24 protein-coding genes are annotated in these 24,944 nt (G+C 63.2%); 11 read left to right on the top strand and 13 right to left on the bottom strand.

Going from position 1 to position 24,944, the window contains the following annotated elements; translation table 11 throughout:
- Positions 1-55 precede the first annotated feature (55 nt).
- The 6 genes from B8784_RS15815 to B8784_RS15790 all read left to right on the top strand — a co-directional run bounded on the left by B8784_RS15815 (position 56) and on the right by B8784_RS15790 (position 6,201).
- Complete coding sequence (locus B8784_RS15815) at positions 56-559, top strand: MarR family winged helix-turn-helix transcriptional regulator (RefSeq protein WP_084398874.1); 504 nt, start codon at positions 56-58, stop codon at positions 557-559.
- 42 nt (positions 560-601) lie between these two features.
- Positions 602-1,681: a DUF3137 domain-containing protein gene (locus B8784_RS15810; RefSeq protein ID WP_084398873.1), complete on the top strand. Its 1,080-nt coding sequence runs from the start codon at positions 602-604 to the stop codon at positions 1,679-1,681.
- A 216-nt stretch (positions 1,682-1,897) separates the two neighbouring features.
- On the top strand, positions 1,898-3,409 hold the full coding sequence (locus tag B8784_RS15805; RefSeq protein ID WP_233356189.1) for an exopolysaccharide biosynthesis polyprenyl glycosylphosphotransferase: 1,512 nt from the start codon (positions 1,898-1,900) through the stop codon (positions 3,407-3,409).
- Between the two features lie 12 nt (positions 3,410-3,421).
- Positions 3,422-4,408: a glycosyltransferase family 2 protein gene (locus B8784_RS15800; protein WP_084398871.1), complete on the top strand. Its 987-nt coding sequence runs from the start codon at positions 3,422-3,424 to the stop codon at positions 4,406-4,408.
- Positions 4,409-5,194 (top strand): polysaccharide deacetylase family protein, encoded by a 786-nt coding sequence (locus tag B8784_RS15795; protein ID WP_084398870.1) that lies wholly within the window; start codon positions 4,409-4,411, stop codon positions 5,192-5,194.
- Positions 5,191-6,201, top strand: coding sequence for a glycosyltransferase family A protein (locus tag B8784_RS15790; RefSeq protein ID WP_084398869.1), 1,011 nt, complete (start codon positions 5,191-5,193; stop codon positions 6,199-6,201). The genes B8784_RS15795 and B8784_RS15790 overlap by 4 nt, the downstream gene beginning before the upstream one ends.
- Here the strand turns inward: B8784_RS15790 and B8784_RS15785 are convergent.
- Positions 6,136-7,482 (bottom strand): O-antigen ligase family protein, encoded by a 1,347-nt coding sequence (locus tag B8784_RS15785; protein ID WP_084398868.1) that lies wholly within the window; start codon positions 7,480-7,482, stop codon positions 6,136-6,138. The two genes, B8784_RS15790 and B8784_RS15785, sit on opposite strands and share 66 nt — an antisense overlap.
- The gene (locus B8784_RS15780) at positions 7,451-8,152 is read right to left on the bottom strand and encodes a P-loop NTPase family protein (RefSeq protein ID WP_084398867.1); all 702 of its coding nucleotides are present in this window, start codon (positions 8,150-8,152) and stop codon (positions 7,451-7,453) included. The genes B8784_RS15785 and B8784_RS15780 overlap by 32 nt, the downstream gene beginning before the upstream one ends.
- A 187-nt stretch (positions 8,153-8,339) precedes the next feature.
- On the opposite strand from B8784_RS15780, the gene B8784_RS15775 reads away from it, so the two are divergent.
- Complete coding sequence (locus B8784_RS15775; protein ID WP_084398866.1) at positions 8,340-8,684, top strand: hypothetical protein; 345 nt, start codon at positions 8,340-8,342, stop codon at positions 8,682-8,684.
- A gap of 18 nt (positions 8,685-8,702) precedes the next feature.
- On the opposite strand, the gene B8784_RS15770 is transcribed toward B8784_RS15775, so the two are convergent.
- Entirely contained in the window at positions 8,703-10,214 is a 1,512-nt protein-coding gene (locus B8784_RS15770; RefSeq protein ID WP_084398865.1) for a GumC family protein, read from the bottom strand.
- A 136-nt stretch (positions 10,215-10,350) separates the two neighbouring features.
- On the opposite strand from B8784_RS15770, the gene B8784_RS15765 reads away from it, so the two are divergent.
- A complete protein-coding gene (locus B8784_RS15765) occupies positions 10,351-11,070 on the top strand; it encodes a polysaccharide biosynthesis/export family protein (RefSeq protein ID WP_084398864.1) in 720 nt (239 codons plus the stop codon).
- Positions 11,071-11,104: 34 nt separating this feature from the next.
- Here the strand turns inward: B8784_RS15765 and B8784_RS15760 are convergent, their stop codons facing one another.
- A complete protein-coding gene (locus B8784_RS15760) occupies positions 11,105-11,380 on the bottom strand; it encodes an SEL1-like repeat protein (protein WP_084398863.1) in 276 nt (91 codons plus the stop codon).
- A 306-nt stretch (positions 11,381-11,686) separates the two neighbouring features.
- Between B8784_RS15760 and B8784_RS15755 the strand changes: the two genes are divergently transcribed.
- Complete coding sequence (locus tag B8784_RS15755) at positions 11,687-11,902, top strand: hypothetical protein (protein WP_084398862.1); 216 nt, start codon at positions 11,687-11,689, stop codon at positions 11,900-11,902.
- Here B8784_RS15755 and B8784_RS15750 read toward each other — a convergent pair.
- Entirely contained in the window at positions 11,899-12,666 is a 768-nt protein-coding gene (locus tag B8784_RS15750) for a methyltransferase domain-containing protein (protein WP_158085707.1), read from the bottom strand. The genes B8784_RS15755 and B8784_RS15750 overlap by 4 nt on opposite strands.
- Before the next feature lie 143 nt (positions 12,667-12,809).
- Between B8784_RS15750 and B8784_RS15745 the strand changes: the two genes are divergently transcribed.
- Complete coding sequence (locus tag B8784_RS15745) at positions 12,810-13,751, top strand: isopenicillin N synthase family dioxygenase (RefSeq protein WP_084398860.1); 942 nt, start codon at positions 12,810-12,812, stop codon at positions 13,749-13,751.
- A gap of 20 nt (positions 13,752-13,771) precedes the next feature.
- On the opposite strand, the gene B8784_RS15740 is transcribed toward B8784_RS15745, so the two are convergent.
- From B8784_RS15740 to B8784_RS15730, 3 genes are read right to left on the bottom strand one after another with little or no spacing between them, the layout of a single operon-like run.
- Complete coding sequence (locus B8784_RS15740; protein ID WP_084398859.1) at positions 13,772-14,395, bottom strand: GNAT family N-acetyltransferase; 624 nt, start codon at positions 14,393-14,395, stop codon at positions 13,772-13,774.
- Between the two features lie 3 nt (positions 14,396-14,398).
- Positions 14,399-15,262, bottom strand: a complete 864-nt coding sequence (locus B8784_RS15735) for a ribokinase (RefSeq protein WP_084398858.1) — start codon at positions 15,260-15,262, stop codon at positions 14,399-14,401.
- Positions 15,259-16,194, bottom strand: coding sequence for a nucleoside hydrolase (locus B8784_RS15730; protein WP_084398857.1), 936 nt, complete (start codon positions 16,192-16,194; stop codon positions 15,259-15,261). The genes B8784_RS15735 and B8784_RS15730 overlap by 4 nt, the downstream gene beginning before the upstream one ends.
- A 101-nt stretch (positions 16,195-16,295) precedes the next feature.
- Here B8784_RS15730 and B8784_RS15725 point away from each other — a divergent pair, with 101 nt between their 5' ends.
- Positions 16,296-17,003, top strand: coding sequence for a dienelactone hydrolase family protein (locus tag B8784_RS15725; protein WP_084398856.1), 708 nt, complete (start codon positions 16,296-16,298; stop codon positions 17,001-17,003).
- A gap of 67 nt (positions 17,004-17,070) precedes the next feature.
- Here B8784_RS15725 and B8784_RS15720 read toward each other — a convergent pair whose 3' ends face one another.
- The 5 genes from B8784_RS15720 to B8784_RS15700 form a co-directional block, all read right to left on the bottom strand.
- Positions 17,071-18,390: a dipeptidase gene (locus B8784_RS15720; RefSeq protein ID WP_084398925.1), complete on the bottom strand. Its 1,320-nt coding sequence runs from the start codon at positions 18,388-18,390 to the stop codon at positions 17,071-17,073.
- A 71-nt stretch (positions 18,391-18,461) separates the two neighbouring features.
- Positions 18,462-19,769, bottom strand: a complete 1,308-nt coding sequence (locus B8784_RS15715) for a replication-associated recombination protein A (RefSeq protein ID WP_084398855.1) — start codon at positions 19,767-19,769, stop codon at positions 18,462-18,464.
- Positions 19,770-19,853: 84 nt separating this feature from the next.
- Positions 19,854-21,860 (bottom strand): S9 family peptidase, encoded by a 2,007-nt coding sequence (locus tag B8784_RS15710; RefSeq protein WP_233356188.1) that lies wholly within the window; start codon positions 21,858-21,860, stop codon positions 19,854-19,856.
- A 94-nt stretch (positions 21,861-21,954) separates the two neighbouring features.
- Positions 21,955-23,436 carry a DegQ family serine endoprotease gene (locus B8784_RS15705; RefSeq protein WP_407646490.1) on the bottom strand — a complete coding sequence of 494 codons (1,482 nt, stop codon included), beginning with the start codon at positions 23,434-23,436 and terminating at the stop codon, positions 21,955-21,957.
- A 66-nt stretch (positions 23,437-23,502) separates the two neighbouring features.
- Positions 23,503-24,939 carry an MFS transporter gene (locus tag B8784_RS15700; RefSeq protein WP_084398854.1) on the bottom strand — a complete coding sequence of 479 codons (1,437 nt, stop codon included), beginning with the start codon at positions 24,937-24,939 and terminating at the stop codon, positions 23,503-23,505.
- Between the last annotated feature and the right edge of the window lie 5 nt (positions 24,940-24,944).

Here is a 24,944-nt window from a genome sequence, read left to right as displayed (position 1 = left end):
TGACTCATAATAGTTGCATCTGCAACTAAATCAACCGCCGGAGGCGTAAAGACGGATGACGGATTCGACAGATGCGACACAGGACGCAAACCGGGAGACCCTCCGGCTCGACGGATTTCTGCCCTATCGGCTGTCTGTCCTGTCGAACGCGGTCTCGCGAAAAATTGCTGACATGTATGAGCGCGACTTCGATATCTCGATCTGGCAATGGCGCATCATCGCGGTGCTCGGCGAACATGAAGGTCTGACCTCCACCCAGGTTGCCGTCCAGACGCTGATGGACAAACCTGCCGTCAGCCGCGCCGCCGCCAGCCTGACCGAACGCGGCCTGATCTCGCGCACCTCCGACAATGCCGACCGGCGCAAGGCAGAGTTGCGCCTCACGAAGAAGGGCAAGGAGATCTACGCCGCGATCAAGCCGCGGGCCCTGGCCTATGAACGCGAACTCCTGGCTTCGCTTTCACCGGAGGAGGCGCGCATGCTTCACGGCCTGCTAACCCGTCTGGCGCATATAGCCTCGCCGGAACGAGACCTCTGGTCGGCCGGTCCGGAGGAATAAGCCGGCTGGTCTTGACGGTGAGGCGATGGGAGGGGAGAGGCGATGCAAGCTGCGCTGGACATCTATTTCGATGAAATCCGCCAAAAACGGCCGGAATTCGAGGCCGCCATCACGACATGGCGCGACCGGCTCGCCCCGCGCCTGAAAGAGATGGAAACCGAGCGCAAGGCCGTCATCAAGCGCGCCATCACGCGCACGGTGACCGCGGCGGTCATCGTGGCAACCGCGCTGGCCATCATCGCCATCCTGACCCGCGGCGCCGTCATCTTCCCGTTCGGCATCTTCTTCGGGATCATCGCCATTGTCATCGCATCGGCGGTCGTCTGGGTGCCGGTCTTCTCGATGAAGTCACAGACGAAACAGCTCGTCGTTGGCGCGGCCTGCGAATGCTTCGGCTTCCGGTATGAGACGCTGCACCCCGATGTCAGCGCCATCTCCGACTGGCGCTCCCTCGGCAGCTGGATCAAGAGCCAGTCCACCAGCGGATCCTTCACCAGCTTTGCCAGCGTCAAGACGCCACCGACACCGGCTTTCGACCGGCTGAAGGACGCCAAGCTCCTGCCCTCTCATGACACCTCGAAATTCGAGGACCTGATCGAGGGCAAACGCGCGGAGGCGGATTTCACCATGGTCGAGTGCAAGCTCACCGAGAAACAGGGGTCCGGCAAGAACCGGCGCACCGTTACCAAATTCCAGGGCATTCTGTTCAATATCGATTATCCCGACCGCTTTTACGGACGCACCCTCATCGCCCGTGACGGCTGGTGGAGCTGGGGCCGGACCGACGGCATGGACAAGGTCGCCCTCGTCTCCAAGGAGCTTGAAGACGCCTTCACCGTCTATTCCACCGACCAGGTCGAAGCGCGCACCCTGCTCACACCCGACCGGATGGAACGCCTCATCGCGCTGGAGCGACACTTCAAGGGCGGCAAGCTGCGCGGCGTCTTCGAGGATGGCCATGTCACCATCGCGCTTGAGGCGGGCGATCAGTTCGAAGCCGGGTCGGTTTTCAAACCGCTGGTGGACCCGGACCGTTTCATCGAAACGCTGACCGAGATCGGGCTCGTTTGCGACATGATCGACGGCTTCCTGACCCGCGACTGGTACAAGGACAAGATCTGAACCGCACCGCCCAGGATGGTAGGGCCATGCCGTTGGCGGCTGTCAGCCGCGTCCTGTCTTCATGGCAACACAGCCAGACACATGCACGAGATCCCGCTTCAAGCGCAATTGGATCAAATTTTGCATAAAGCCGAAACCTGATCTTGATCCTAATCTGGCACAGCTCAGGGCGATGACTGTGACGGGACTCACCGAATGGCCGACGGGCTTTCACAAATGAGGATGGCGGCAAATTCCAATACGCCGCCCGGTGCCACCGAGGCGCACCTGCCAGAGCGCTCCCGCGCGATCAACCTTGCCCGAGGCGCCGAACGCATTCTGCTGCGCCGCCATGCCATCAACCGGCCGCTGCTGCGCGAAGTCCTGAAAGCCGCCGACATCGTGATGACGGCTCTTGTGGCCTGGCTGGCGCTGCATGTGTCGGGCTTCAGCCTGCTGAATTCCAGCGTTGCCGAGATCGCCCCCTTTGCCCTGGTCCCGCTCTGCGTCAGCTGGGGCCTGCGGCACGCCGATGCCTACCGCTATTCCTATACCCGCCCCGTCACCGAGCAGATGCTGCGGGCTGCGCTGGGTGCCGGCCTGCCCCTGGCCGGCCTCGTCGCGCTGACAGCCATGCTCTATTCCGGCACGCATACACGCTGGGTCATGGGCGCGGCCTATCTCGCTTTTGCCTTTATCATGGTGCTGCACGCCCATGTCATCGTCCTGTTCAAGATACTGACCCGTAATGGCGCACTGTCGGAAAACGTCGTCCTCGTCGGCGCCACTCCGAACGCGCAGCGCCTGCTGGAGCGCAATAACGACACTCGCGAACTCAATGTCGTCGGCGTGTTCGACGACCGGCTGTCGCGCGCCCCGGACTCGATGTCCGGCGTGCCTGTCCTCGGACAGCTCGACGACCTGATGAACTGGGATCGGCTGCCGGACATCGACCGCATCATCGTCACCGTCACCTCCGGGGCCCGCGAGCGTGTGCGCCATCTTGTCGACCGGCTGAGGGTCCTGCCGCAACGCGTCGTCCTGCTGCTCGACCTCGATGGCTTCGACCCCGAAACGGAGTCACTGGCCGAGATTGCCCGATCGCCGGCGGCCTATGTCTCCGGCCAGCCGAACGATGTGCGCCGGGCTGCGGCCAAGCGCGTCTTCGACGTGGTCTTCGCCACCCTGCTCCTGGCGCTGTTCAGCCCACTTCTCCTGCTAACGGCGCTCGCCATCAAGCTCGACAGCCCCGGCCCGGTCTTCTTCCGCCAGCGCCGGCATGGCTTCAACAACCAGATCATCCGCGTCTGGAAGTTCCGCTCGATGAAGCACAACCCGGCCGCCGAAGTTCGGATGGGCGCTCAAACGGTGCATAATGATCCGCGCGTTACCCGGGTCGGCCACATCATCCGCATGACATCACTCGACGAGCTGCCACAGCTCTTCAACGTGCTTTCGGGGGAGATGTCGCTTGTCGGTCCGCGCCCGCATGCCATCGGCATGACCGCCGAGGATGCCGAAGTGCAGGGCCTGGTCAGCGACTATGCCCACCGCCACCGCGTCAAACCCGGCATTACCGGCTGGGCCCAGATCAACGGTTCGCGCGGGCCGGTCCACACCCGTGAGGAAGTGCGCGAACGCGTGCGCCTCGACATGGAATATGTGAACCGCGCCTCGGTCTGGTTCGATCTCTTCATCATGCTGGCGACAGCGCCCTGCCTCCTGGGCGACTGGCGCCGCCAACGCTAGGAGCCGCCAGGCATGCCGGATACCCTTCCCCTGAGCCAGCCGGACAATCTGACCGGCCTTGTCGGCCGCACCGACGAGGGCGAGGCCATGCTGTCCAACGGTGTCTCCGGCGAAGCCACGCTGACAGTTTGCGTGCCCTGCTACAGGGAAAGCGCGGATCCGCTGATCGTGACGCTGGCCCGCATGGCCGAAGCTGCCCGGGCAACGCTGATCCTTTATGATGACGGGTCTGGCGACGAAGCCACAACTCGCCGGCTCGCCTGTCATGTCATGGGCTTTCCCGGCCCGGCACGGTTGATTACAGCCTCGATGAACAAGGGGCGCGCCCATGCCCGCAACCGGTTGGTCGCCATGGCGGAGACAGACTGGCTGCTCTTCCTCGATGCCGACATGCGCCCGGACCGTGAAGACTTCCTGACGCGCTATGTGGATGCGCTACACAAGACCGACGGCCCCGCGCTGATCGCAGGCGGTTTCTCGCTGCAGCAAGTGCGCCCAACCCGTGAGACGGCCCTGCATGCGGCCCAGTCGGCACGGTCGGAATGCCTGTCGGCTGACCAGCGCGCCAAGGCGCCGGGCCGCTTTATCTTCACGTCCAATGTCCTTGTCCACAAGGTCATTCTCAAAGCCGTGGCCTTCGATGACGGCTTCAAGGGCTGGGGCTGGGAGGATGTCGACTGGGGCCTGCGCGTCGCAGACCGCTATCCTGTCATCCATATCGACAATACCGCCACCCATCTCGGCCTCGACGACACCGAGACCCTTCTGGACAAGTTTGGCAATTCCGGCGCCAACTTCGCCCGGCTTGTCGGGCGCCACCCGGAGGCCCTGCGCTCGATGCGACTGTGGCGCCATGCCAGACGGTTCAAGGCCCTGCCGGCCCGCAAGACGCTGACAAGCCTTGCCCGCTGGAGCACCCGCCAGACCTGGATTCCCGACAATCAGCGCCTGCTCGCCCTGAAATTCTACCGTGCCCTTCGTTACTCGGAGGATCTCTAGATGACAGTCATGACGATGACCGCCTATCAGCCCGACCGTTCGCTCGGCGCCAAGGTCCGCCGGCGTCTGACCCGCTGGTCGGTGGCCGAACCGCTGAGAGTGCAGCCGAAACGCAGCTATGTCTGTTTCACTTTCGACGATTTTCCGAAATCGGCCGCCGATACCGGCGCAGAGATTCTCGATGAAGTGGACGCAAAAGGCTGCTTCTATGCCTGTACCGGCATGGCCGGGACCTCCAATCAGATGGGCCGTCTCTTCGATGCCGAAGACCTGACGGTCCTGCGCCTGGCCGGTCACGAAATCGGCGCGCACACCGAAAGCCATCTCGACTGTGCCCGTGCCAGCGACGAAAAGGTGCTGGCCGATATTCGCCAGAACCTCACCAATCTCGACGCGATGGGCCACGACCTGCCCGTCACCCAGTTTGCCTGGCCCTATGGCGAGACGCGCACGAGGCTCAAGCCCAAGCTGACCGAGCGCTTTCACGCTGTCCGCGGCGTTCTCGCCGGGACCAACCGCAAGGGCGCGGACCTGATGCAGCTATCGGCCTATGAGCTCGACGAGAACGACGCCAATATCGAGCGTGCCGCCGCGGCCATCGAACACGCTGCGCGCCACCCGGCCTGGATCTTCATCTTTACCCATGATGTGCGCGAGAAGCACAGCGCCTGGGGCGTCGCCCCGGACAAACTGCGCCGGCTGGTGCGGCTTGCACGCGACACAGGTGCAGAAATGGTTACGCCCTCTATGGCCCTCGCCGCCATTCAGGGTAATACCATGTCATGACCTCAAAGGACGTGACCGTCATCATTCCGACCTTCAACCGGCCGGACAGCCTGCATCGCGCGGTGGAAAGCCTGTTCTGGCAGGGGGCGCGGCGCACAGGCTTCAACGTTCTGGTCGTCGACAATTCGCGCGAAGCCACCGCCCGTATCGCGTTCGATGCGCTGGAAGCCAATGCGCCAGAGACGATCCATCTGTCCTATCTCCATGCCCCGCATCCTGGCGTCGCCAATGCCCGCAATGCAGCCATGGACGCACTGAAGACCCCGCTTGCGGCTTTTCTGGACGATGACCAGACCGCCCCGATCCACTGGCTGGAAGGGCTGATGGAGGCCTATAAGCAATACGGTGCAGCCGTCACCTTCGGGCCGGTCCTTACCGCCCTGCCCGATACGGTGACCACGCACCGCGCCTATTTCGAAGCGTTCTTCGCGCGCGATCCGGGCCTCGACTCCGGGCTGATCGACAAGCCCTTCGGCTGCGGCAACTCCCTGCTGGACACGCGCCAGATCCCCGGCGGCAAGCCCTGGTTCGACACCTCCATGAACGAGGTCGGCGGCGAAGACGACCTGCTCTTCGCGCGGATTAAAAAGGCCGGCGGCACCTTCGCCTGGGCGGCCCGCGCTCCGGTGAACGAACATCCGCTGCCCCAGCGCATCACGCTGGCCTATACGCTGCGCCGGGCGCTCGCTTATGGCCAGGGGCCCTGCACGCTCGCCCTGCGGGCCGATCCGCCGCGCTATGGCAGCCTTGTCATGTGGATGGGGATTGGTGCGGCGAAGTTCGCCGTTCATGGCACGGCCTGGCTCGGTCTCTGGCTCACGCGCCATCCGCGCCGCGCCTTCCAGCTCGACAAGGCTGTGCGCGGGCTCGGCAAGGTATTGTTCTGGAAGCCGATGCGCTTCTACGGCACGGCAACCGTTAGCCAGACGACGCCTGCGCCTTCAGCGAGTGCGGACGAGCCCCGGGCGCCGAACCGGCCGGGCAAAGCGCTTGCGGCCAATCGCTGAGACGCTGCCCGGCGCCGGCATCCGGCGCGAAGCCAGTGTTTTCTCCCGCACGGTCACGGCGACCTTGGCGGCAATCGCCACATAAGTGACCCAGACAATCGTGTTCTGCTGAAGCGCGATGCTTTCGGAGATGCTGAACAGCAGGAACTGGGCGCACATGCCCAGCGCATAGATGCCCGTCCAGTCGGTCACGGCCAACCAGGCCGAGCGGGCGATCATCAAAAGGAAGTTCAGGGCCAACCCGACCAGCCCCACCAGGCCGATGCTGAGTGCGGTCTCGATCCAGCCATTGTGCGCGGTCGGCACCGCCCACTCCGTCGCCAGGCGCACCATATAGGCCGGCTGCGAATCCGCGCCCCAGAAAGCGGCATAGCCATAGCCGAACCAGGGGCGCGCGCCGATCGCATCGAAGAGCGCAGTCCAGATATCGGTCCGCCCCGTCAGCGTCGCATCCCGCCCCAGCACCTCGAAGAACAAGGCCGGATTCACGATCAGGACGAGGCCGATCACCCCGGTAAGGATGGCACCAAGCCAGATCAGGGAGAGCGTCGAGACGATGCCTCGGCGCATCCATACCGCCGCGCCCAGAACGGCAAAGCCGGTGAGCAGGCCGAGCAGCGCGGTCTTCGATGTCGACAGCACGACGAGCGCCGTACATAGCACGATACCGCCCGCCCAGATCAGCCGCCAGGGCCGATCCATCAGGGCCAGGAACGCCATCAGAAAAGCGGCCCGCGCCATATGCCCGCCCATGGCATTCTTTTCCCACCAGAGCCCCCGCCAGGCACCGACATGAATATCGTCCATGACCGCAAAAGCGGGCACGACAATGCCCGCCGCAAAGGAGATGACGCCGAGAAACAGCCAGACCGCACCCAGCATGCGCAGCAAGGTGCGCCAGTCATAGCGTACCGCCAGGAACAGGCCGGCGGCCGTCGTCGCCGCAATCGCGATGGCGCGCCGCTCGGTCACGGCCGGATCGATCGACCACAGCCAGGACAGACAAGCCAGGGCGAGGATGAGCATGAGAAACGGCAGCCGCATGGTCGCATGCAGGACAGCGCGGAATTTGAAGAGACAGCCCAGGCCAACCAGCCCATAGACCGGCAGCCACAACAGCCGCAGGAAGGCGCTGTCCGGGTTCTCTTCGCTCGCGAACAGGCGCGGCAGCAAGCCTTCGGTGAACAGCACCAGGCAGGCAAAGACAGCCGCCAACTCCATGATCCGCGCAAGCGTCGCGAGCGGCGGCCTATCCTGCGAGACGGTCAGCGAAGCGGGCATCGGCCCTCATCCTGTTCAAGACAACTCCGGCCACCTTGCCGCCATGCGACTCGACTTCGCGGGCCAGGGCGATCACTTCGTCGGCTCCGGTCGAATCGGCTTCGACAACCAGGATGACACCATCCATCTGGCCTGCCATAGCAAGGCCTGCCGGCGAGGTCGCGAGCGCGGGTGCATCGACCACGATCCAGTCAGCCGCACGGCGCACCGACTGCCACCAGCCGGGCTGTGTGCGCAACTGCACACGCTGACCCCGGGCCAGCAATTCATTGCGGAAACGGGTCACAAGCAGGCGTGTTTTCTCTATCTCGTGGACAGCGAGCAGCTTGCTGGCCGCGCCCTTCCCCTTGCCTGGCACGGCGCCAGGCGAGAGCGTATAGATCGGATCGGTGCGCAAGGAGGCATCATAGGCCCGGCCCGGCTTTCCAGCCCCGCGGGCAAAGCCCTTCTCGAACGCCTCGAAGGCGCGGTTATTCCTCAGATCGAGATCGATAAGCCAGGCGGCCTTTTCCGAGCGGCGCGCAGCCAACAGTGCAAAGGAGGCGGCCAGGCTCGACGCGCCTTCGCCTTCGCGCGCAGAGATGAACATGACACAGCGCCCGCCGCGCTCCGCGGTGAGGCGGGACGCAGCGCGCCATACGCTGTCCATCTGGTCACGAAGATCTCGCATCGGCCCATCTTCTATTGCGGATTCGGGCTATCATGCTTGTGGTTAATGCTTTTCTTAACCAGCCGTCATGCTGACCAGGCCCCTTTGCCGGGCAAGCGCCGCTGGAGTGCCCTCTCCCTGCCCAAGCTTCGTCATAGTGGCGTGACAGGAAACAGGCTCATACCAGTTTCAATGGAGTATAGTATTCATGCTGTTCAGACTCGCCCTGACCGTTTTCGCCGGCGCCAGCGCCCTTGTTGCGTGCTCAACAGAGACCGCCGCCACCCAGCCGGCCTCCGCCCCGGATCTTGGCGGCCAGTGCGACAAGATGCTGACCTATGACATCGATTTCGACCGCCTCGACACGGCGGCACAGCAGATCGCTCACGGGACCGGCTGCTTCATCGAGATCGAAAACCTGGAAAGCGCCGGAAGCCGCGAGCCCACCTCCATCAAGGGCGAGATGAGTCCGCGCCAGGCCATTACCACCGCCATCAAGGGAACCGGGCTTTCGATCTCGCGGCACGAGCCTGACCGGATCGTTATCGAATAGACAGGCAGCCTTGCGGCCTCAAGCCGTGCCAATCGAGCCGATCACCGGAAGCCCTGTCGTGCGCTCCACCGAGCGCGCCGTCGGAAAGCCTTCCCGCGTCAGTGCCCGCAGCAGGCCGGCCAGAAACGCGGTGAAGGCGGCAAATAGGAAGGCCAGCGCGGCCACCGGCAGTTTCAGGCTGGAGCCTTCGATCGGCGGGCGGGCCGGCTCGAGGACGCGCACGCTTTCGGCAGCGGTGTCGGAAATCTCGGACAAGGCGCGCTCCTCAGTCTCGCGCACCGAGAAGTTCTCGACATTGGCCTCCATGAGCGACTTGCGCCGCTGGAGGGCCTGCCATTGCGGCGCCAGATCGTTGAGCCGGTCAAGCCGAGTCTCGACAGCCTCGAGCTGGCGCTTCAACTCGGCTTCCTGCAAGGCGAGCGACTGGGCCTCGGCTTCAAGGTTGGAAGCGGCCTGCTCGACCTGCTGATAGACCGGGTTCGGCCCACGCCGCGTCGTGCCGGAAAGGCCCTCGCGGGAATTGAGATAGTCTTCCAGCTTCTCGATCCGCGTGTCGATGGCCTGCACGGCCCGGGAATCCTCGGTGTAGCGCGACAAGAGATCCTCGCGCTCCATGCGCAGCTCCTGCAGCCGCTGGGCCGAGCTGTCCTCGACATAGAGATCCTGCTGCGGCTCCATGTTCGCAAGCTGCCGGTTGTAGATGTCGAGCTGCCCCTGCACTGCACTGGCACGCGACTGGTTGGTGAGCAGCTCGCCGGAAATCGTCGAATAGAGCTGCTGGGCGGTCTGACGTTCGGTCTCGAAATCGCCGATATTGTTCTCCTGGAGAAAGGCGCGAACATGGCCCTCGACCTCAAGGAGCTGTGCCTCGAACTTCTTGCGCTGGTCGCGTAGCGTGTCCGAGCCGCCACCGTCCAGAACCTGGGCACGATATTGCAGATAAGCCCCGATCATGGCGTTGAGCAGCTCTGCGGCCAGTGCCGGGTCTTCATGCTTGAGCGATGTGCCGATAACCGGCGTCTTCGGCGCGGTGCCGGCCTCGAACTTCTTGCGCAGCGCGCCCACTGCCTTCTGGAAGGTTTCCTCGGCAATCGCTTCATGCTCATTCGTGGGGGCTTCGGCCATTTCCTCATCCATCGCCTTGGCAAGGTCGGGAAACACGCGCGAGACCGGGAAATGCTGCAGGGCGCGTTCGGCGACAACCGGGCTGCGAAGGATCTCCAGCTCGGCAAGGATCAGCTGCTCCTGCTCCGGGGTCGCGCCGGCGCCCTCATCGCCCACCTTCGGGCGATAGACGCTCTCCTCGCCCAGACGGACATAGAGCCGCGAGGTCGCCTCATATTCTGTCGGCATGCGAAAGGCGGCCAGCAAGCCGAGCAGGAAGATCGGCAGGAAAACCAGCAATATCAGGAACTTCGCGCGCCATAGCTGCAGCACGATCTCGACCGCGCCGAGACGCGGACGGTGCCGGACAGGTCCGGTGTCGGCATGGGAGGCCCCCGCCGGTCCCCAGTCACCTGTCGCTGCCATGCCTGCCCCTGTTGCTTTTCATGGTTAAGCCCAGCCTTGCCCCAGCTGGCTTGATAATTCCTTAAACATTAACCGCGAGCCTGCGCGAGGTAACAGTCCAGACCAGACCTCACTGCCAGTGGACCATAAAGCGGACATGACTCGCGCGCTCTCCATTTCCATGCTGCTCATCCTCCTGCTTGGCGCCTGCCAGGCCAGCGTCGACCCGCAGCCGAGCGAATATTTTGCCGCCGCAGAGTGGCGCCATGAGGATGGCCAGGACGCCTCCTACCTGCTCGCGCCGGGCGATACGCTACAGGTCATCTTCCACACCGCCCCCGAGCTTGACCGCGAAACACGGATTGCGCCCGATGGCTCGATCAGCCTGCCTTATGTCGGCGCGGTCCAGGCCTCGGCGCGCTCGGCCGGCGAGCTGCGCGAGAATCTCATCCAGGCCTATGGGAGCGAACTCAAGGATCCGGATATCGACGTCATCCCGACCGGGTTCGACAGCCAGCAGATCTTCGTCGGCGGAGAGGTACAGAGCCCGGGCCTCATGCCATTGCCCGGCCAGATCGACCCGCTGCAGGCGATCATCATGGCCGGCGGTTTCACTGACCAGGCCCAGCCACGCCAGGTCGCGCTGATGCGGCGCATGCCCGGTGGCGAGATCGTGACTGCGGTCTTCGATATCAAGAAAGGCATCAACGATCCGCGCCTGTCGGAATGGACCCCACTCCGGCGCTTTGACGTTGTCTATGTGCCGCGTTCGGCGATTGCCGAGGAGAACCTCCTCATGCAGCAATGGTTCCGCGCGGCCCTGCCGGTCCAGTTCTCGCTCTATTACGATATATCCGGCGACATTCGCGGGCGGTAAGCGGATACTGACGTCTGCCCCATCCGCCCTCGGATCAATTCATCAGGTTCAGCCAGTCACGCGCCGAACGCAGGGCCTGCTTGATCTCTTCGCTGGAGAGCATGTCGGCGATCTGCTGACGGTATTCCCTGGCATCTTCCGAGCCCTTGAGCACGGCAAGGTTAAACCACTTGTGCGCCGCAACCATGTCGGCATTCACACCAACACCTGTCGAATAAGCAAGACCGACACGATAAAGCTCTTCGCCGCTTGCATTCGGACCGATCCCCGTTTCCGGGGCAACGTCCATGGCCATCTCTGAATATGGCATATGTCTTCTCCTTCACCCGACCCCGGCTGGCGCTCTTCCTGGCGGCCATTTGCCGGGTGTCTGAAACCATCACGTCACGCCTCGGTGACAGGGAGAAGGGTGCCCTCAGAGCTTTGCCGGATGGTTAACGGAAAAGGCCAAAAACCCTCTGTGTCTTAACAATATGTAGGCTGACATTAAGGAAGGAGTGTTTTTGGGTGAACAGGGCCTGCCTCATGGTTTCCAGACGCCCGACCTTTGCGGCGTACGCCCGCGCCCTATAGGGTAAAGATCACATGCCCGACCCCTGCCAGGAGGCCATTCGCCATGATCATCGCCTATCTGACCGTGCTCATTTTTTATCTCGCCGTTATCGGCGTCTTCGTTCTCGCCTGGTGGCGGGTCTGGGAGAAGGCGGGCTTCCGGGGCGCATGGTCACTGCTCATGTTCGTACCCATCGTGAACATCGCCTCCTTCTTTTATCTCGCTTTTGCCGAGTGGCCGGTGCATCGCATGCTGCGCGGGCCGGATGACGAATTCTAACGCTTCATGAGTTCTACGGTCCGGCTTTCGAAGCTGTGCCCGGCCAGCTTGGCGGCAATATCCGGATCATCGACACTTAGCGGGCGTACTTCGCGCCACGCCGACGCCACGAAATCGGCGGCCTCGCGCAGTGTTTCGAACTGCTCGAGCGTCATCGCCCCGCCAAGGCATTCCCCACGCACCACCGGATCGGCGGCAACGTCGGCCGGGACCGCCTTGTCCGCAAACACATCCGAAAACAGGAAACGCCCGCCCGGTTTCAGGATGGACGCCACACCGGCAAACACCTTTGCCTTGTCGGCCACGAGATTGATCACGCAGTTCGACACGACGAGGTCGATGCTCGCCGGCTCGATTGCCAGCGTTTCCAGCTCATCGACGAAACCGTCGAGAAAACGCACATTCGAGCGCGCATAATTAAAGCGCTCACGATGCCAGTCTTCATGAGCGCGAGCGACGTCCAGCTGCTGCGGGGTCATGTCGACCCCGGTCACGGAGCCGCCCTCGCCGACCAGCTGGGCAAGCACATAAACGTCCTGGCCAGAGCCGCTACCGAGATCCACGACATGCCAGCCGGTCATATCAGCCTCCGGCACGACAACCCCGCAGCCATAGAAGCGCGCCTTCACATTGGGATGGACCGCGTCGAGCGCCTTCAGCACCGGGTCCGGCGGGCGCACCGTGGAACAGCAGGCGGAGGTCTTCAGATCCTCCGTCCCGCCGAGGGTTTCGCCATAATATTCCCGGACGGTCTCGCGATCCATCTGCATGTCCTTCCCATGGGATTAGGTATGATCCACAATGACGCCTAACAGTGCTGGCTGATATCGGCTATTCAAATCCCGTTGAGCAGGCGCCTATATCCCGCCATGGCTCCATATCATGCGGAAGCAAGGCAGACGCCCCGATGACTGATCTTTTCGACCCGATTCCCTATTCCCTCTGGAAGACCGACAAGCAGGCCTTCGCCGACAAGCTTGGCCGCTCCTTCCGCGAGACTGGCTTTGCCGTCATCACCGGCCACCCGGTCGACGATGTCACGATTGCGCGCGCCAATGGCGCGGCGAAACAGTTCTTCAAGCTGCCCGGCGATGTGAAGGAGCGCTATCACGATGCCGAAGGCGGGCGCCAGCGCGGCTATACCCCATTCGGCACGGAAAACGCCAAGGGGCAGGCCCAGGCCGACCTGAAGGAATTCTGGCATACCGGGCGCAAGCTGCCGGAAGAGTCCAAGTATCGCGAGACGATGAAGGAGACACCTTCGGTGGTCGAGGTGCCGGACTTCGACCAGGCGACCTATGCCTTCTTCGAGGAGCTGGACACCTTCGGCCGGGATCTCCTGCGCGCCGTCGCCCTGCACCTCCAGCTGCCGGAGGACTGGTTCGACGACAAGGTCGAGATGGGCAATTCCATCCTGCGCCTGCTGCACTATCCGCCGCAAGAGAACCCGCCGCCGAAAGGCACGGTCCGTGCGGCCGCTCATGAAGACATCAATGTCATCACCCTGCTTCTGGGGGCCGAGGAAGCCGGGCTCGAAGTGCTGCACCGCTCCGGCCAGTGGCTGGCCGTCAATCCGCCACCCGACGCCCTCGTCATCAATTGCGGCGACATGCTGGACCGCTTGACCGGCGGCGTGCTGCCTTCGACCACACACCGCGTCGTCAATCCGGAGCCGGAGCGGGCAAAATTCCCGCGTTATTCAACGCCTTTCTTCCTGCACTTCAATCAGGACTTCCTGATCGAGCAGCTGCCGCAATGCCTTGAGGAAGGCGGCAAGCAGCAGCCCCCCATCACTGCGCAGGACTATCTGATGGAGCGCTTGCGCGAGATCGGGCTGGTGAAGGCCTAGCCCCGCCACGCTTCAAGCGCTCACCCTCCCTCGCCCAGCTTCGCGAACCAGGTGTCACGTGTCACCTCCCAGACCTGCGAGGCGCGGCGCGTGCCATCAGGCCGCTCGCTTTCGATATCGCCTTTGTGGACGAAGCCTGTCTTCCTAAAGAGCGCCTGGATACGGACATTATCGAGCGCGGTCGTATTGCAGATCAGATCGAGGTCGAGGGCCTCGAACATCCATGTGAAGGTCCGCATCATGCCGGCCGCGCCCTGGCCCTTGTTCTGCAGGTCCGGGCGCATGGCCCCGGCCAGTTCGCCGGCGGCCCATTGGGGCCAGACCCGTAATTCCGAATAGCCGGACACACGACCTTCGGCGTCGAAATTCAGCCAGAGCAGCCCCTCACCCCGCTCCCGGGCCGCCATTTCCCGTACAATCAGACCACGCACCGTCTCCAGCGTCAGCGGACGCGGCAGGGAATAAATCCAGTCGCGAACCTCCGGATACTGAAGGAAGGTGAGAAAATCCCTTTCATCACCAGGTTCTGCGAGCCGGGCATGATGTGCCGTCGAGGGCAACGTCTCGACATTTCGCACTGCCGCGCGGATGGCGGCTTCACGTTCCGCCTCGGTGCGCCTCCGCGTGAAAGGGATCTGGCTCATGTTTCATGCCTTGTCCGCCAGGAAGGCTTCCACATCCTTCCGCCATGGCAGGCTAGGCTGCGCGCCTTCCTTCGTGACGGCAAGGGCTGCCGCACCGGAAGCAAAGCGCAGGGCCGCCCCCTCTTCCATACCTTCGGCCAGCGCGACCGCGAGCGCCCCGCAAAAGGTGTCTCCGGCCCCGACGGTATCGATCACCGGCACGGCATAGACCGGCATACGGGCGACTTCCTTGCCCGCCCGATAGAGGATCGCGCCATCGCGCCCCAGTGTCTTGGCCACAAGCCCCTCGCCCCGATAGAGCGCGTCGCCATAGAACTCGGCCTCGCCCTCATTCACGATAAGCAGGTCGGCGCGTTCAAGCAGGTCGGTTGGCATCGGCATGGCCGGGGCGAGGTTGATGGCGAAGAGCCCGCTCTCGATGTCGGCGGCCGCCTCGATGGCGCTCAATGGCACTTCGAGCTGGCAGAGCACGGCATCCGCCGGCCCGGCCCCGGCGACATCAGCCGGACCGAGCGCGCCATTGGCTCCGCTGGCCACGACAATCATGTTCTCGCCAGCCTTGTCGACGAAGATCAGCGCCACGCCGGTCGGCGCGCCGTCATCCTCGACAATGCGGGACAGATCCACGCCATCCTCCTTCAGCAGCGCCAGCGCGGCTGCCGCATTCGCATCCTTGCCAACCCGCGCGATCATGGCGACCTCCCCGCCGAGCCGGCGAGCGGCAAGCGCCTGGTTCGCGCCCTTGCCCCCGGGGTATTGCGCAAAGCGCGCCCCGGTCACCGTCTCGCCCGGCGCCGGTAGGTGTTCGCAGGCCGCAACAAGGTCGAGGTTGGCTGACCCGACGGTGATGATCTTCGGCTGGCTCATTCTCCATACCTCGCAATCTGTCCCAGCATTTCGGAGAAAACCGCGTCGGCATCGGCCTGATTGTACCAGAGCACATGGCCGTCTTCGCGATAGTCCGGCACGGTCTGGCCGAAGCGCTCTCCCTCTTCCGTCACGACACGGACAGTCGCCTGGCGGCCTTCGAACAGGTCGGGCCGCAGCAGGCAGAGAATGGTGGAAGGGTCATGCAGCGGGGCCTCGCGGCCCTTGGCGCTTTCTTCAAGCCGGTTGGAGGCCGCCAGCAGATCGGCCGCGGCCACCGCCTGCTTGCTGCCAAGCGCCCTCACCCGGGCGATCTGGTCGTCGCTGGTGCGGATCTGATGGGTGACATCGAGATTGAGCACACGCATTGCCACGCCACACCGGAAGACGGCCGCCGCGGCATGCGGGTCGGCAAAGACATTGAACTCGGCATAAGGCGTGATGTTACCGCCTTCGCTGTCGGCCCCGCCCATGACCACGATCTCCTCCAGCCCCTCGGTGATATCGGGTGCCATGGACAAGGCGAGGGCGAGGTTCGTCATCGGCCCCGTCATGACAAGGGTCAGCGGAAAGCCCTTGCCCGCCCGCAGCGTACGGATCAGGAAATTCACCGCATGCGCCCTGGATGCGCGCACCCGCGGGCGCGGGAAGGCAATATTGCCGAGCCCGGTGGAGCCATGGAACGCTTCTGCCGTCACCGCATCGCGCAAGAGCGGCGCTGGTGCCCCGGCACAAACCGGAATCTCCCTGCCCCGCCCGGCAAGCTCTCTGATGATGCGGGCATTGCGCTGCGTAAGCTCTGCGCGGACATTGCCGGCGACCGTGGTGATGCCCACCAGATCAAGCATGTCGCTGGCCGCAAAAGCGGCAAGAAGGGCGACCGCGTCATCCAGACCGGGGTCGCAATCGATGATGATTTGACGTTTCCTCATTGTTTCAGAACAAGAAACCAGTCTGCGGGTTCCGGCAAGGGCTGGCCGTCAGGCCCTCAGGCCTCTAAGTGTGGACAGCAGGACAAAGGAGATATCATCCCATGGCTATATCAACGAAATCGCTCGAATATGAAGCTGGCGGCCAGACCTATGAAGGTTTTCTCGCCATGCCGGAGGGGAAGCCGAAAGCGGTTGTCGTGATCGTCCACGCCTGGGGCGGACAAGGTGAGTTCGACCATGAGAAAGCCAAGCTTATGGCCGAGTGGGGCTATGCCGGCTTTGCTGTCGATGTCTTCGGCAAGGGCAAGCGCGGCGAGACGAAGGAAGAGTGCCAGGCCCTGATCGAGCCGCTGGTCTCGAACCGCGAGGAACTCCAGAACCGCCTGAAGCTCAGCCTCGAAGCCGCCCGCACCGAATCCGGCTGCGACAAGGCGGCAGCGATCGGCTTCTGCTTCGGCGGGCTCTGCGTTCTCGACATGGCCCGCACGAGCATGGAAGTTCAGGGCGTCGCCTCCTTCCACGGCCTGCTCGGCGCACCGGGCAATACCGATGGCAAGTCCACCAACGTCAAGACGCTTGTCCTGCATGGCTGGGACGATCCGATGGCCAAGCCGGAAGATGTCATGGCCTTCACCAAGGAAATGGATGCCGCCGGCGCCGACTGGCAGCTCCACGCCTATGGCGGCACGATGCACGCTTTCACGAATCCGAACGCCAACGACCCGGACTTCGGCACGGTCTACAATCCGGATGCCGAACGCCGTTCGCTGGCGGCCCTGAAGGATTTCCTCGGCGAGCTGTACAGCTAAGCTAGGGCGTACGCAGAATAAAAGACTGGAGAGCGGGCTCGCGGGCCCGCTCTCTTTTTGTCCGGTCCTAGTTGAGGACGTCCGGGGAGCTCAGCTCAGACGTCCGGGCCTCTTCGGCCTGGCGCATCAGACGCAGCATATTGCCGCTCCAGATCTTGGCGATGTCCTCTTCGGAGTATCCCGCATCCAGAAGCGCTGCGGTGACCTTCGGCAGGAAGGTGATGTCGCTCATTCCGTCGACGCCACCGCCGCCATCCCAGTCAGCGCCCATGCCGACATGGTCGGGACCGACCTTGTCGAGTGCATAGAGAAGGTGCTCCATGAATTTCTCGAAGGTCGAGCGCGGCGGCGGGAATTCCGCATCCAGCGCCTCGCGGGCTTCGCGATACGCGTTCATGGCATCCTCATCCATATTGATCGGATCGCCATACTGGGCATTGAGCTCTTCGAGCGCTTCGGTGCGTTCCGGGGTCGGCTCAAGCGCTTCGAGATAGCCGCCATAGGCATTGATCTGGATGACCCCGCCGCTGTCGGCGACCGCCATAAGAAGCTCGTCGGGAATGTTGCGGTAATGGTCATAAATGCCGTCGACACCGGTATGCGACAGAATGATCGGCGTCTCCGACAGCTCGATCATGTCATAGACGGTGGCGTCGGCCGCGTGCGACCCATCGAGGATCATGCCCAGCTCGTTGGCTTTCTTCACCAGCTCCTCACCGAGCGGTGACAGCCCGCCAAACTTTTCGCCGGAGACATCGGTGGCGCTGTCGGCAAACTGGTTATCGCGGAAGTGGACCGGCCCGACCATGCGCAGCCCGCCGATATAGAAGGTTTCGAGCAGGGAGACGTCGGTGCCCAGCGGGTAGGAGTTCTCCATGCTCTGGAAAACGACGCGCTTGCCCTCGCCGGCAATGCGCTCGGCATCGTCGGCGGTAAAGGCCAGTTCGACATCGTCGGAATATTTCGCCGCCATTTCGCGGATCGCCGTCTGGCGCATGAGGGCGCTGTTGCGAGCGGCATGATAAGATGCCTCGTCCAGCGGGCCCTGCGGGGTGAAGATCACCCAGAAGCCGCCATCAAGGCCGCCTTCCTTCATGCGCGGCAGGTCGACATGCGTGCCGTCTTCCTCGAAGCTCTGGCGCTTCGAGAAGTTGTAGTCACTTGAGTGGAAGTAGGCCGGCGTATCGAGGTGGGTATCCATCACCAGCATGCCCTGATGCAGCTTCACCACGTCGGAAGACACGCCCACACCACTGGCCGGCACTTCCTGCGCCTCCGCCCGCGGCATGATCTGGCTGCCGCTCTCGCCAGCATAGTCATTGCAGGCGGCAAGCCCGGTGAGACAGACACCGGCAAGCAGACCGGCAGAAAAGAGACGCAAGCTCATGAGGAAGGCTCCATAATTTCCATTGCGCGTGATACGAGCAGAGTCTGAGGCAAACCGCAATTGCGACAGGATCACCCGCCGCGCTGTTTGCGCAGCTCTGCCCAACGTTTGAGCCGCTCTGCTATCGGGCCTTCCCGGCCCTCGCCCCTGGGCTGGTAGAAAGCCTGGCGGTCCATGCCGTCCGGGAAATAGTTCTGGCCGGAAAAGCCTTCCTCGGCATCGTGATCATAGGCATAGCCCTTGCCATAGCCCTCTTCCTTCATAAATGCTGTCGGCGCATTGAGGATGTGCTTGGGCGGCATCAGAGAGCCGGTTTCTTTCGCCGCGCGCTGGGCGGCCTTCCAGGCAACATAGACCGCATTCGATTTCGGCGCGGTCGCCATGTGGACCACGGCATGGGCCAGCGCGAGTTCACCTTCCGGGCTGCCAAGGCGCTCATAGGTGCGCGCGGCCTCTGACGCGATCATCAGAGCGGTCGGGTCGGCGAGCCCGATATCCTCGCTCGCCATGCGCACGAGCCGGCGGGCGAGATAAAGCGGGTCCTCCCCGCCGGTAATCATCCGCGCGAACCAGTAGAGCGCAGCATCCGGGTCCGAGCCGCGCACGGACTTATGCAATGCGGAGATGAGGTTGTAATGCTCCTCGCGATCCTTGTCATAGGCCGGCGCCCGCTTCTGCAACGACTGTGAAAGCTCCTCGGCGCTCAACGCCTGGCCCTCGTCGGCCAGTGTAAAGGCCTGCTCGGCCAAGTTCAGCATATAGCGCCCGTCGCCATCGGCCATATCGACCAGCGCCTCGCGAGCGCGGTTTTCCAGCGGCAACTTGCGGCCTTCCAGCTTTTCCGCGCGTTGCAGCAGCTCCTCCAGCGCTTGCGGTGTCAGCCGCTTCAGCGTCAGCACCGCGCACCGCGAGAGAAGCGCGCCATTGATCTCGAAGCTCGGATTCTCCGTCGTCGCGCCGACCAGCGTCACGATGCCCGCTTCCACGAATGGCAGGAAGCCGTCCTGCTGGGCGCGGTTGAAGCGATGGATCTCGTCGACAAAGAGCAGCGTTCCCTTGCCGGTCGTGCGCCGGTTCTCGGCCCGGTCGAAGGCCGCGCGCAGATCCTTCACCCCGGAGAAAACCGCACTGATCGCCTCGAATTCGAGATCGGTCTCCTTGGCCAGCAGCCTCGCAATCGTGGTCTTGCCCGTGCCCGGCGGGCCCCAGAAGATGATGGAGGAGAGCCGCCCGGTCTTCAGCATCCGCCCGAGCGCCCCATCCGGCCCGAGAAGATGGTCCTGGCCCACGACTTCAGAGAGACTGGCCGGGCGCAGCCGGTCTGCCAGCGGCCGCGGCGCTTCGTCGGCCATGCCCGATGCGGAAAAGAGATCGCTCATCCTGGCATCCCTAGCCGGTCAAAGGCGCCATGATAAGATGGCAAGGCAAGCAGAAATGCCGCGCCGGATAGTGTGGCAGAGCCTCTACTCTCCAGCCGGACCGTCCCCGGTCATGGCCTGCTCCTGTTTCGGCTCACCCTTCAGATAGGTGTCGAGAAAGGAGACAAAGGCCTCCGACGCGGTGATCCGGTTGGCGCGCTTCTGGAAGCCGTGGCCCTCATCGGGGAAGACGACATATTCCACCGTCGCCCCATTCTCGCGCGCGGCCTCGACCAGTTCGTCGCTCTCGACCTTCAGCACGCGCGGATCGTTGGCGCCCTGGATGACCAGCATAGGCTTCACGATGTTCTCGGCATGGAAGAGCGGCGAAATGCGTTTCAGCCGCTCAAGATCGGTCTCCGGATCGCCCATCTCGTCGTAGAGCGCATCGCGGAAGGCGCCCCACCATGGCGGGATGGACTGTAGCGTACGCACCCAGTTGGTAACGCCGAAAATGTCGATTCCGACGTCGAAGGCTTCCGGCTCGAAGGCGAGCGCGGCCGCCACCATGAAGCCGCCATAGGACCCACCGATGATGCCGATTTCGTCCGGATTGATGCCCTCGACGCCTTCGAGATATTTCCGTGCCCAGACAATGTCCTGCAGGTCCTTCTCGCCATGGTTCCGATCGTCCATGTGATAGAAGGTTTTCCCATAACCCGACGAGCCGCGATTATTGGCGGCCAGTACGGCATAGCCATGGTTCACCAGGTGCTGGATGATGGCGGAATAACCCTTGGTGCTCTGTCCGCCGGGCCCGCCATGCACCCAGACCAGTGCCGGGACCGGATTCTCCGCAGAGGCCTGGTGCGGCATGTAGAAGACGCCGGGGATCTCCAGCCCGTCAAAACTCTCATAGCGCACGATCTCGGCGGTCACGAGATCGTCCTCGTCGATCGCGTCCGGCAGCGCATTGGTGAGTTTGCTCGCCTCACCCGTCTCCAGGTCGGCCCAGTAGAGGTTGAAGGGCGAGGTATCGGTGTTCACGCCAAAAGCAATCTCGCTCTCATCCCGGCTGAACCGGACCTGTCCGACCTCACCATCCGGAATGTTCTTCAGTTCGACCGCCTTGCCGGTCTCAACGTCCGTGATGGTCAGCTCGGTGACCGCATCGGCGTTGATGGCCGAGACGAGATAGCGCCCGGTCGGACTGTCGAAGACAAAGGACACATCCCAGTCCGCCTCGATCAGAACGTTCTCCTGGCCGGACGCCAGATTATACGTCCAGGCTTGGTTGAACTCGCCGAATTCATTGGTGGCATAGATCAGCGTCTCACTGTCTGCGGTAAAATCGTAGACACCATAGGCAATGTCGCCTTCATGCTCGGTGATGAGCTCAGGCGCCGGGTCATCCGACAGAAAGTCCACGAGATAGATGTTGGAGTCGGCATTGGTCCGCTCCTTTGTGAGTGCCAGCCAGCGCCCGTCGGGTGAGACGTCGGCAATCTCCTTGCCGTCATTCTCGAAGACCATCTCGCGGGAATAATCCGCCGTGCTGTAGGCATAGAGGTCATTGGTCTGGGGATCGCGTTCATTCGTGGCGACATAGAAGACTTCGCCGTCATCGCGCCAGCCGATGAAGCTCGCACGCACCTCCTCGCCGGGCGTGAGATCGGTCAGCGTGCCATCGGTCTCGCGGACGTAGACATGGTAGATCTCATCGCCCCCGCTGTCGGAGGTCACAAGCACGCGGTCATCCGCCGGGAAGAAGGATTGGGCATAGACGGCATGATCGTCAGAATGAGTGAGCGGCGTGACCGTCCCCGCCTCGTCCAGCGTCACCGCATTGAAGATGCCGGTCCCATCCGTGGACGCCAGGATCGCTTCATCATCGGCGGAGAAGACATAGCCGGCAGACGAGCCCAGCGAGTAGCCGGTCGTCTCATGAAACAGGGCGGCCGGGTATTGCTCCACCGTGTCGACCGGCGCCGGGGCGTCGGCGATCTCCTGGTCGATGTCTTCCTGTGGCGAGGTGATGGCCGCCTCATTGACCTTCTCAGCCGGTGTCTGCGTGGTACAAGCCGCGCCCGCCCCGGCCAGAAGCAGTGCCATCGTCCATCTCATGTCCATCGAAAGCCTCCCGTGACAGAACCGTCCGGGGACGCTAGCACCCGCCTCTCTGTATAGCGAGAGGCCGGTTCGAGAATCAGAGTCGCACCGTCCCGCTGATGCGGCGGCCATTGCGGTCGATCTCGATTTTCCAGGTCGATGTGTCCGCCTCGAGCGCCTCCTTGAGATCCTTGAGCGTTTCGATCGAGGCATCGTTCACCGACAGGATGAGATCGCCCGGACGCACCACCTGCCAGGCATAGGCCCGGCGCAGGATGCGCGTGACCAGCACGCCCGACTGGAACGGGTCGCGTCCCATTTCCTCGGCGAGACGCGGGGAGAGTTCGGCGACTTCCGCGCCGGAAAACGGGTTCTTGCCTTCCAGCAGTTCCAGCTCGGCCTTGGTCGCGCCAGGCGGCGGCGCAAGCGTCACCGCGACCTCTTCATAATTGCCGCCGCGCAGCACCTTGAGCGTCGACCTCTCGCCAGGCGAGCGTGTCGCGGCGAGGAATTTCAAGCCCTTCTCATCGAACACTTCGCGCCCGTCGATCTCGGTCACCAGGTCCCCACGCTTCAGGCCAGCCTCATCGGCGGGGCCGTCATCGAAGACTTCGGTGACCATCACGCCCAGCGGGCGGTCGAGCCCTTGCGCCTTGGCGATGTCATAGGTGACCGACTGGGCCTTGAGACCAAGCCAGGGCCGTACGATCCGGCCTTCATTCACGGCAGCGTCGACAACGCGTTTCACCATTTCCGCCGGGATGGCGAAGCCGATGCCGTTAGAACCGCCGGAGCGGGAGAAGATAGCGGAGTTGATGCCGACCAGCTCGCCGCGTGTATTCACCAGAGCCCCGCCGGAATTGCCCGGGTTCACCGCCGCATCGGTCTGCAGGAAGAAGGAATAGTCCGACACGCCGACATCGGTACGCGCGGTCGCGGAGATGATGCCTGTCGTCACCGTCTGGCCGACGCCAAACGGGTTGCCGATGGCCAGGACGATGTCGCCGACCTCGGTATCGCGCGTATCGGCATAGGCGATGGTCGGCAGCGGCTCGCCTTCGGTATCGATGCGCAGCACGGCCAAGTCCGTGCGCTCATCGGCGAGGATGAGTTCCGCTTCATACTCGCGCCGGTCCGACAGCACGACAAGCAGTTCATCGGCGCCGTTGACGACATGATTGTTGGTCACGATGACGCCGTCCTCGGACACAATGACACCGGAGCCCAGCGAGTTCTGGACCTGTTCGCTCGGCTGCCCGAAGAATTGCCGGAAAACCGGATCGTTCGCGAAGGGCGAAGCCCTCTGACGGACCACCTTGCGGGAATACACATTGACCACCGACGGCGAGACCTCTTTGACGAGCGGCGCATAGGACAGCTCGATCTCCGCCTGGCTACGCGGGACACGCTTTTCCCCGGTAAAGAAGTTGGCCTCCTGCGTCGTTGCCGGGGCCTCCTGAGCGCCTGCGGCCCCTGCCGGGAAGAGCGGGCTTACGACAATCGCCAGCAGGGCGAGCACGGCCAGCACGCTTGCCAGAAGCAATTTCGAAACATGTCGGGTCATCGTGTTGTATTGCATCATGAAAATGGCTCTATTGCGGCGTGCTCATGAGCGCAATCGGGCAGGACATGACAATTCAGAAAGCTAGAGGCTGCTGCCCGGCCCCATTTCCTCAGAACTTTCAAGGGCCCGCAGTTGCGAGAGATTGGCCTCATGGCTTTCCCGGCTGATCCTGTAGAAGCTGATACAGACCAGCATCAGTGTCCATGAGACGAGCAGGCCACTGGCATAACCGATGCCGAGCATGCGCGTGGAATCCTCGGCAACGAGATCCGGGGCCGCCCCCGCCACGATCCCGGCAACCGACAGGACCAGCGAAGCGGTCAGCACGCCAGCGCCCTGGGACAGCTTCCGGATGAAGCTGATCCCGGCAAAGAAGATCCCTTCCGAGCGGCGACCGGTCTGGATTTCACTGTCCTCGACAATGTCGGCCACCATGGACGCGGCGAGCATCTGATAGGCAATGATTAGCGCCACATCGAAGACGGTAACACAGAGCACGATGATGTAGAGCAGCTCGGTCCCGTTGGGCGGCAGCAGGCCGAACAGGCGCAGGATGACCGGCGCCGGCGCCAGCGTAAAAGCCAGCAGGCCAATCCCGATCGCGCCCCTCTTCTTGCCGAAGAGCCTGCCGGCCATAGGCGCCACGATCAGCGCGAGGACGGCCGAGAGATAGACCCCCATGGTCAGCCCGGCGATCTGTTTCGGGCTGAATCCCCAGAAGATGGAATTGATGTACTGGTTCAGGGTTGCGGAAATGCCGGTCGCGATAAGCCCGAACAGCGTCGCCAGGAAAAGCGCCCGGAAGGAGCGGTTGGAGACGGTCTCGACAATCTCGCCGAATATCTTCGTGATCGTCAGGTTACGCGGTGCCGGCGGTGCCTTGAGGTGGGGAATATGCCGATGCGTGCCGCCTGCGCAGATCAGCACGGCCAGGAAGATCAGGCCTGCCGCCATCAGCCCATAGGTGTTCCAGCCTGCCAAATTGGTGAAATCGTCCTGCAACAGGAACCACAAGAGCAGGATCTGGACCGACAGCCCGCCGAACCAGGCGAAGAAGTAGCGGAACGACATCAGCGACGTGCGGGCGTCATAGTCCTGCGTCAGCTCCGCGGCGAGTGCCGTGCTCGGCACCTCGTAGAAGGTGAAGCCGAGACGCACCAGGATGGTCATGGCCAGAAGCCATGGGAAGAGGGCACTGCCGGCCAGACCATCCGGCGGGTTCCAGGTCAGGAAATAGGCCACCGCCACCGGGATCAGCGCACCATACATGAAGGGATGGCGTCGCCCGAACGGTGTGCGCAGATTGTCCGACCAGTAGCCGACGACCGGGTCTGATACCGCATCGACGATCAGGGCGAGGATAAGGACCAGCCCTACCAGATGGGCGGGAACCCCGAGGATCTGGCTATAGAAGAACAGCAGGAAATAATCGAAGCCGTTATTCTTTATGCCCTCAGCGGCGCCGCCGACGCCGAAGGCAATCCGTGTTGCCAGTCCAGGGGTTCTGCGCGTGGTCATGGAGC

Origin of the sequence: Henriciella aquimarina (genome assembly GCF_002088975.1) — a bacterium.
In the GTDB taxonomy this organism is placed as follows: Bacteria; Pseudomonadota; Alphaproteobacteria; order Caulobacterales; family Hyphomonadaceae; genus Henriciella; species Henriciella aquimarina.
The sequence above is the reverse complement of the archived record's forward strand: the minus strand, read 5'-3'. Positions and strand labels throughout refer to the sequence as shown.

What these genes read in the sequence shown, in the direction of transcription:
- B8784_RS15730 (WP_084398857.1), bottom strand. Translation starts at nt 16,194, where the DNA reads ATGAGGAAACGTCAAATCATCATCGATTGCGACCCCGGTCTGGATGAC.
- B8784_RS15800 (WP_084398871.1), top strand. Translation starts at nt 3,422, where the DNA reads ATGCCGGATACCCTTCCCCTGAGCCAGCCGGACAATCTGACCGGCCTT.
- B8784_RS15710 (WP_233356188.1), bottom strand. Translation starts at nt 21,860, where the DNA reads ATGGCACTGCTTCTGGCCGGGGCGGGCGCGGCTTGTACCACGCAGACA.
- B8784_RS15720 (WP_084398925.1), bottom strand. Translation starts at nt 18,390, where the DNA reads ATGAGCTTGCGTCTCTTTTCTGCCGGTCTGCTTGCCGGTGTCTGTCTC.
- B8784_RS15750 (WP_158085707.1), bottom strand. Translation starts at nt 12,666, where the DNA reads ATGGATCGCGAGACCGTCCGGGAATATTATGGCGAAACCCTCGGCGGG.
- B8784_RS15795 (WP_084398870.1), top strand. Translation starts at nt 4,409, where the DNA reads ATGACAGTCATGACGATGACCGCCTATCAGCCCGACCGTTCGCTCGGC.
- B8784_RS15780 (WP_084398867.1), bottom strand. Translation starts at nt 8,152, where the DNA reads ATGCGAGATCTTCGTGACCAGATGGACAGCGTATGGCGCGCTGCGTCC.
- B8784_RS15805 (WP_233356189.1), top strand. Translation starts at nt 1,898, where the DNA reads ATGAGGATGGCGGCAAATTCCAATACGCCGCCCGGTGCCACCGAGGCG.
- B8784_RS15700 (WP_084398854.1), bottom strand. Translation starts at nt 24,939, where the DNA reads ATGACCACGCGCAGAACCCCTGGACTGGCAACACGGATTGCCTTCGGC.
- B8784_RS15715 (WP_084398855.1), bottom strand. Translation starts at nt 19,769, where the DNA reads ATGAGCGATCTCTTTTCCGCATCGGGCATGGCCGACGAAGCGCCGCGG.
- B8784_RS15745 (WP_084398860.1), top strand. Translation starts at nt 12,810, where the DNA reads ATGACTGATCTTTTCGACCCGATTCCCTATTCCCTCTGGAAGACCGAC.
- B8784_RS15815 (WP_084398874.1), top strand. Translation starts at nt 56, where the DNA reads ATGACGGATTCGACAGATGCGACACAGGACGCAAACCGGGAGACCCTC.
- B8784_RS15760 (WP_084398863.1), bottom strand. Translation starts at nt 11,380, where the DNA reads ATGCCATATTCAGAGATGGCCATGGACGTTGCCCCGGAAACGGGGATC.
- B8784_RS15765 (WP_084398864.1), top strand. Translation starts at nt 10,351, where the DNA reads ATGACTCGCGCGCTCTCCATTTCCATGCTGCTCATCCTCCTGCTTGGC.
- B8784_RS15775 (WP_084398866.1), top strand. Translation starts at nt 8,340, where the DNA reads ATGCTGTTCAGACTCGCCCTGACCGTTTTCGCCGGCGCCAGCGCCCTT.
- B8784_RS15740 (WP_084398859.1), bottom strand. Translation starts at nt 14,395, where the DNA reads ATGAGCCAGATCCCTTTCACGCGGAGGCGCACCGAGGCGGAACGTGAA.
- B8784_RS15705 (WP_407646490.1), bottom strand. Translation starts at nt 23,436, where the DNA reads ATGCAATACAACACGATGACCCGACATGTTTCGAAATTGCTTCTGGCA.
- B8784_RS15725 (WP_084398856.1), top strand. Translation starts at nt 16,296, where the DNA reads ATGGCTATATCAACGAAATCGCTCGAATATGAAGCTGGCGGCCAGACC.
- B8784_RS15770 (WP_084398865.1), bottom strand. Translation starts at nt 10,214, where the DNA reads ATGGCAGCGACAGGTGACTGGGGACCGGCGGGGGCCTCCCATGCCGAC.
- B8784_RS15755 (WP_084398862.1), top strand. Translation starts at nt 11,687, where the DNA reads ATGATCATCGCCTATCTGACCGTGCTCATTTTTTATCTCGCCGTTATC.
- B8784_RS15790 (WP_084398869.1), top strand. Translation starts at nt 5,191, where the DNA reads ATGACCTCAAAGGACGTGACCGTCATCATTCCGACCTTCAACCGGCCG.
- B8784_RS15810 (WP_084398873.1), top strand. Translation starts at nt 602, where the DNA reads ATGCAAGCTGCGCTGGACATCTATTTCGATGAAATCCGCCAAAAACGG.
- B8784_RS15735 (WP_084398858.1), bottom strand. Translation starts at nt 15,262, where the DNA reads ATGAGCCAGCCGAAGATCATCACCGTCGGGTCAGCCAACCTCGACCTT.
- B8784_RS15785 (WP_084398868.1), bottom strand. Translation starts at nt 7,482, where the DNA reads ATGCCCGCTTCGCTGACCGTCTCGCAGGATAGGCCGCCGCTCGCGACG.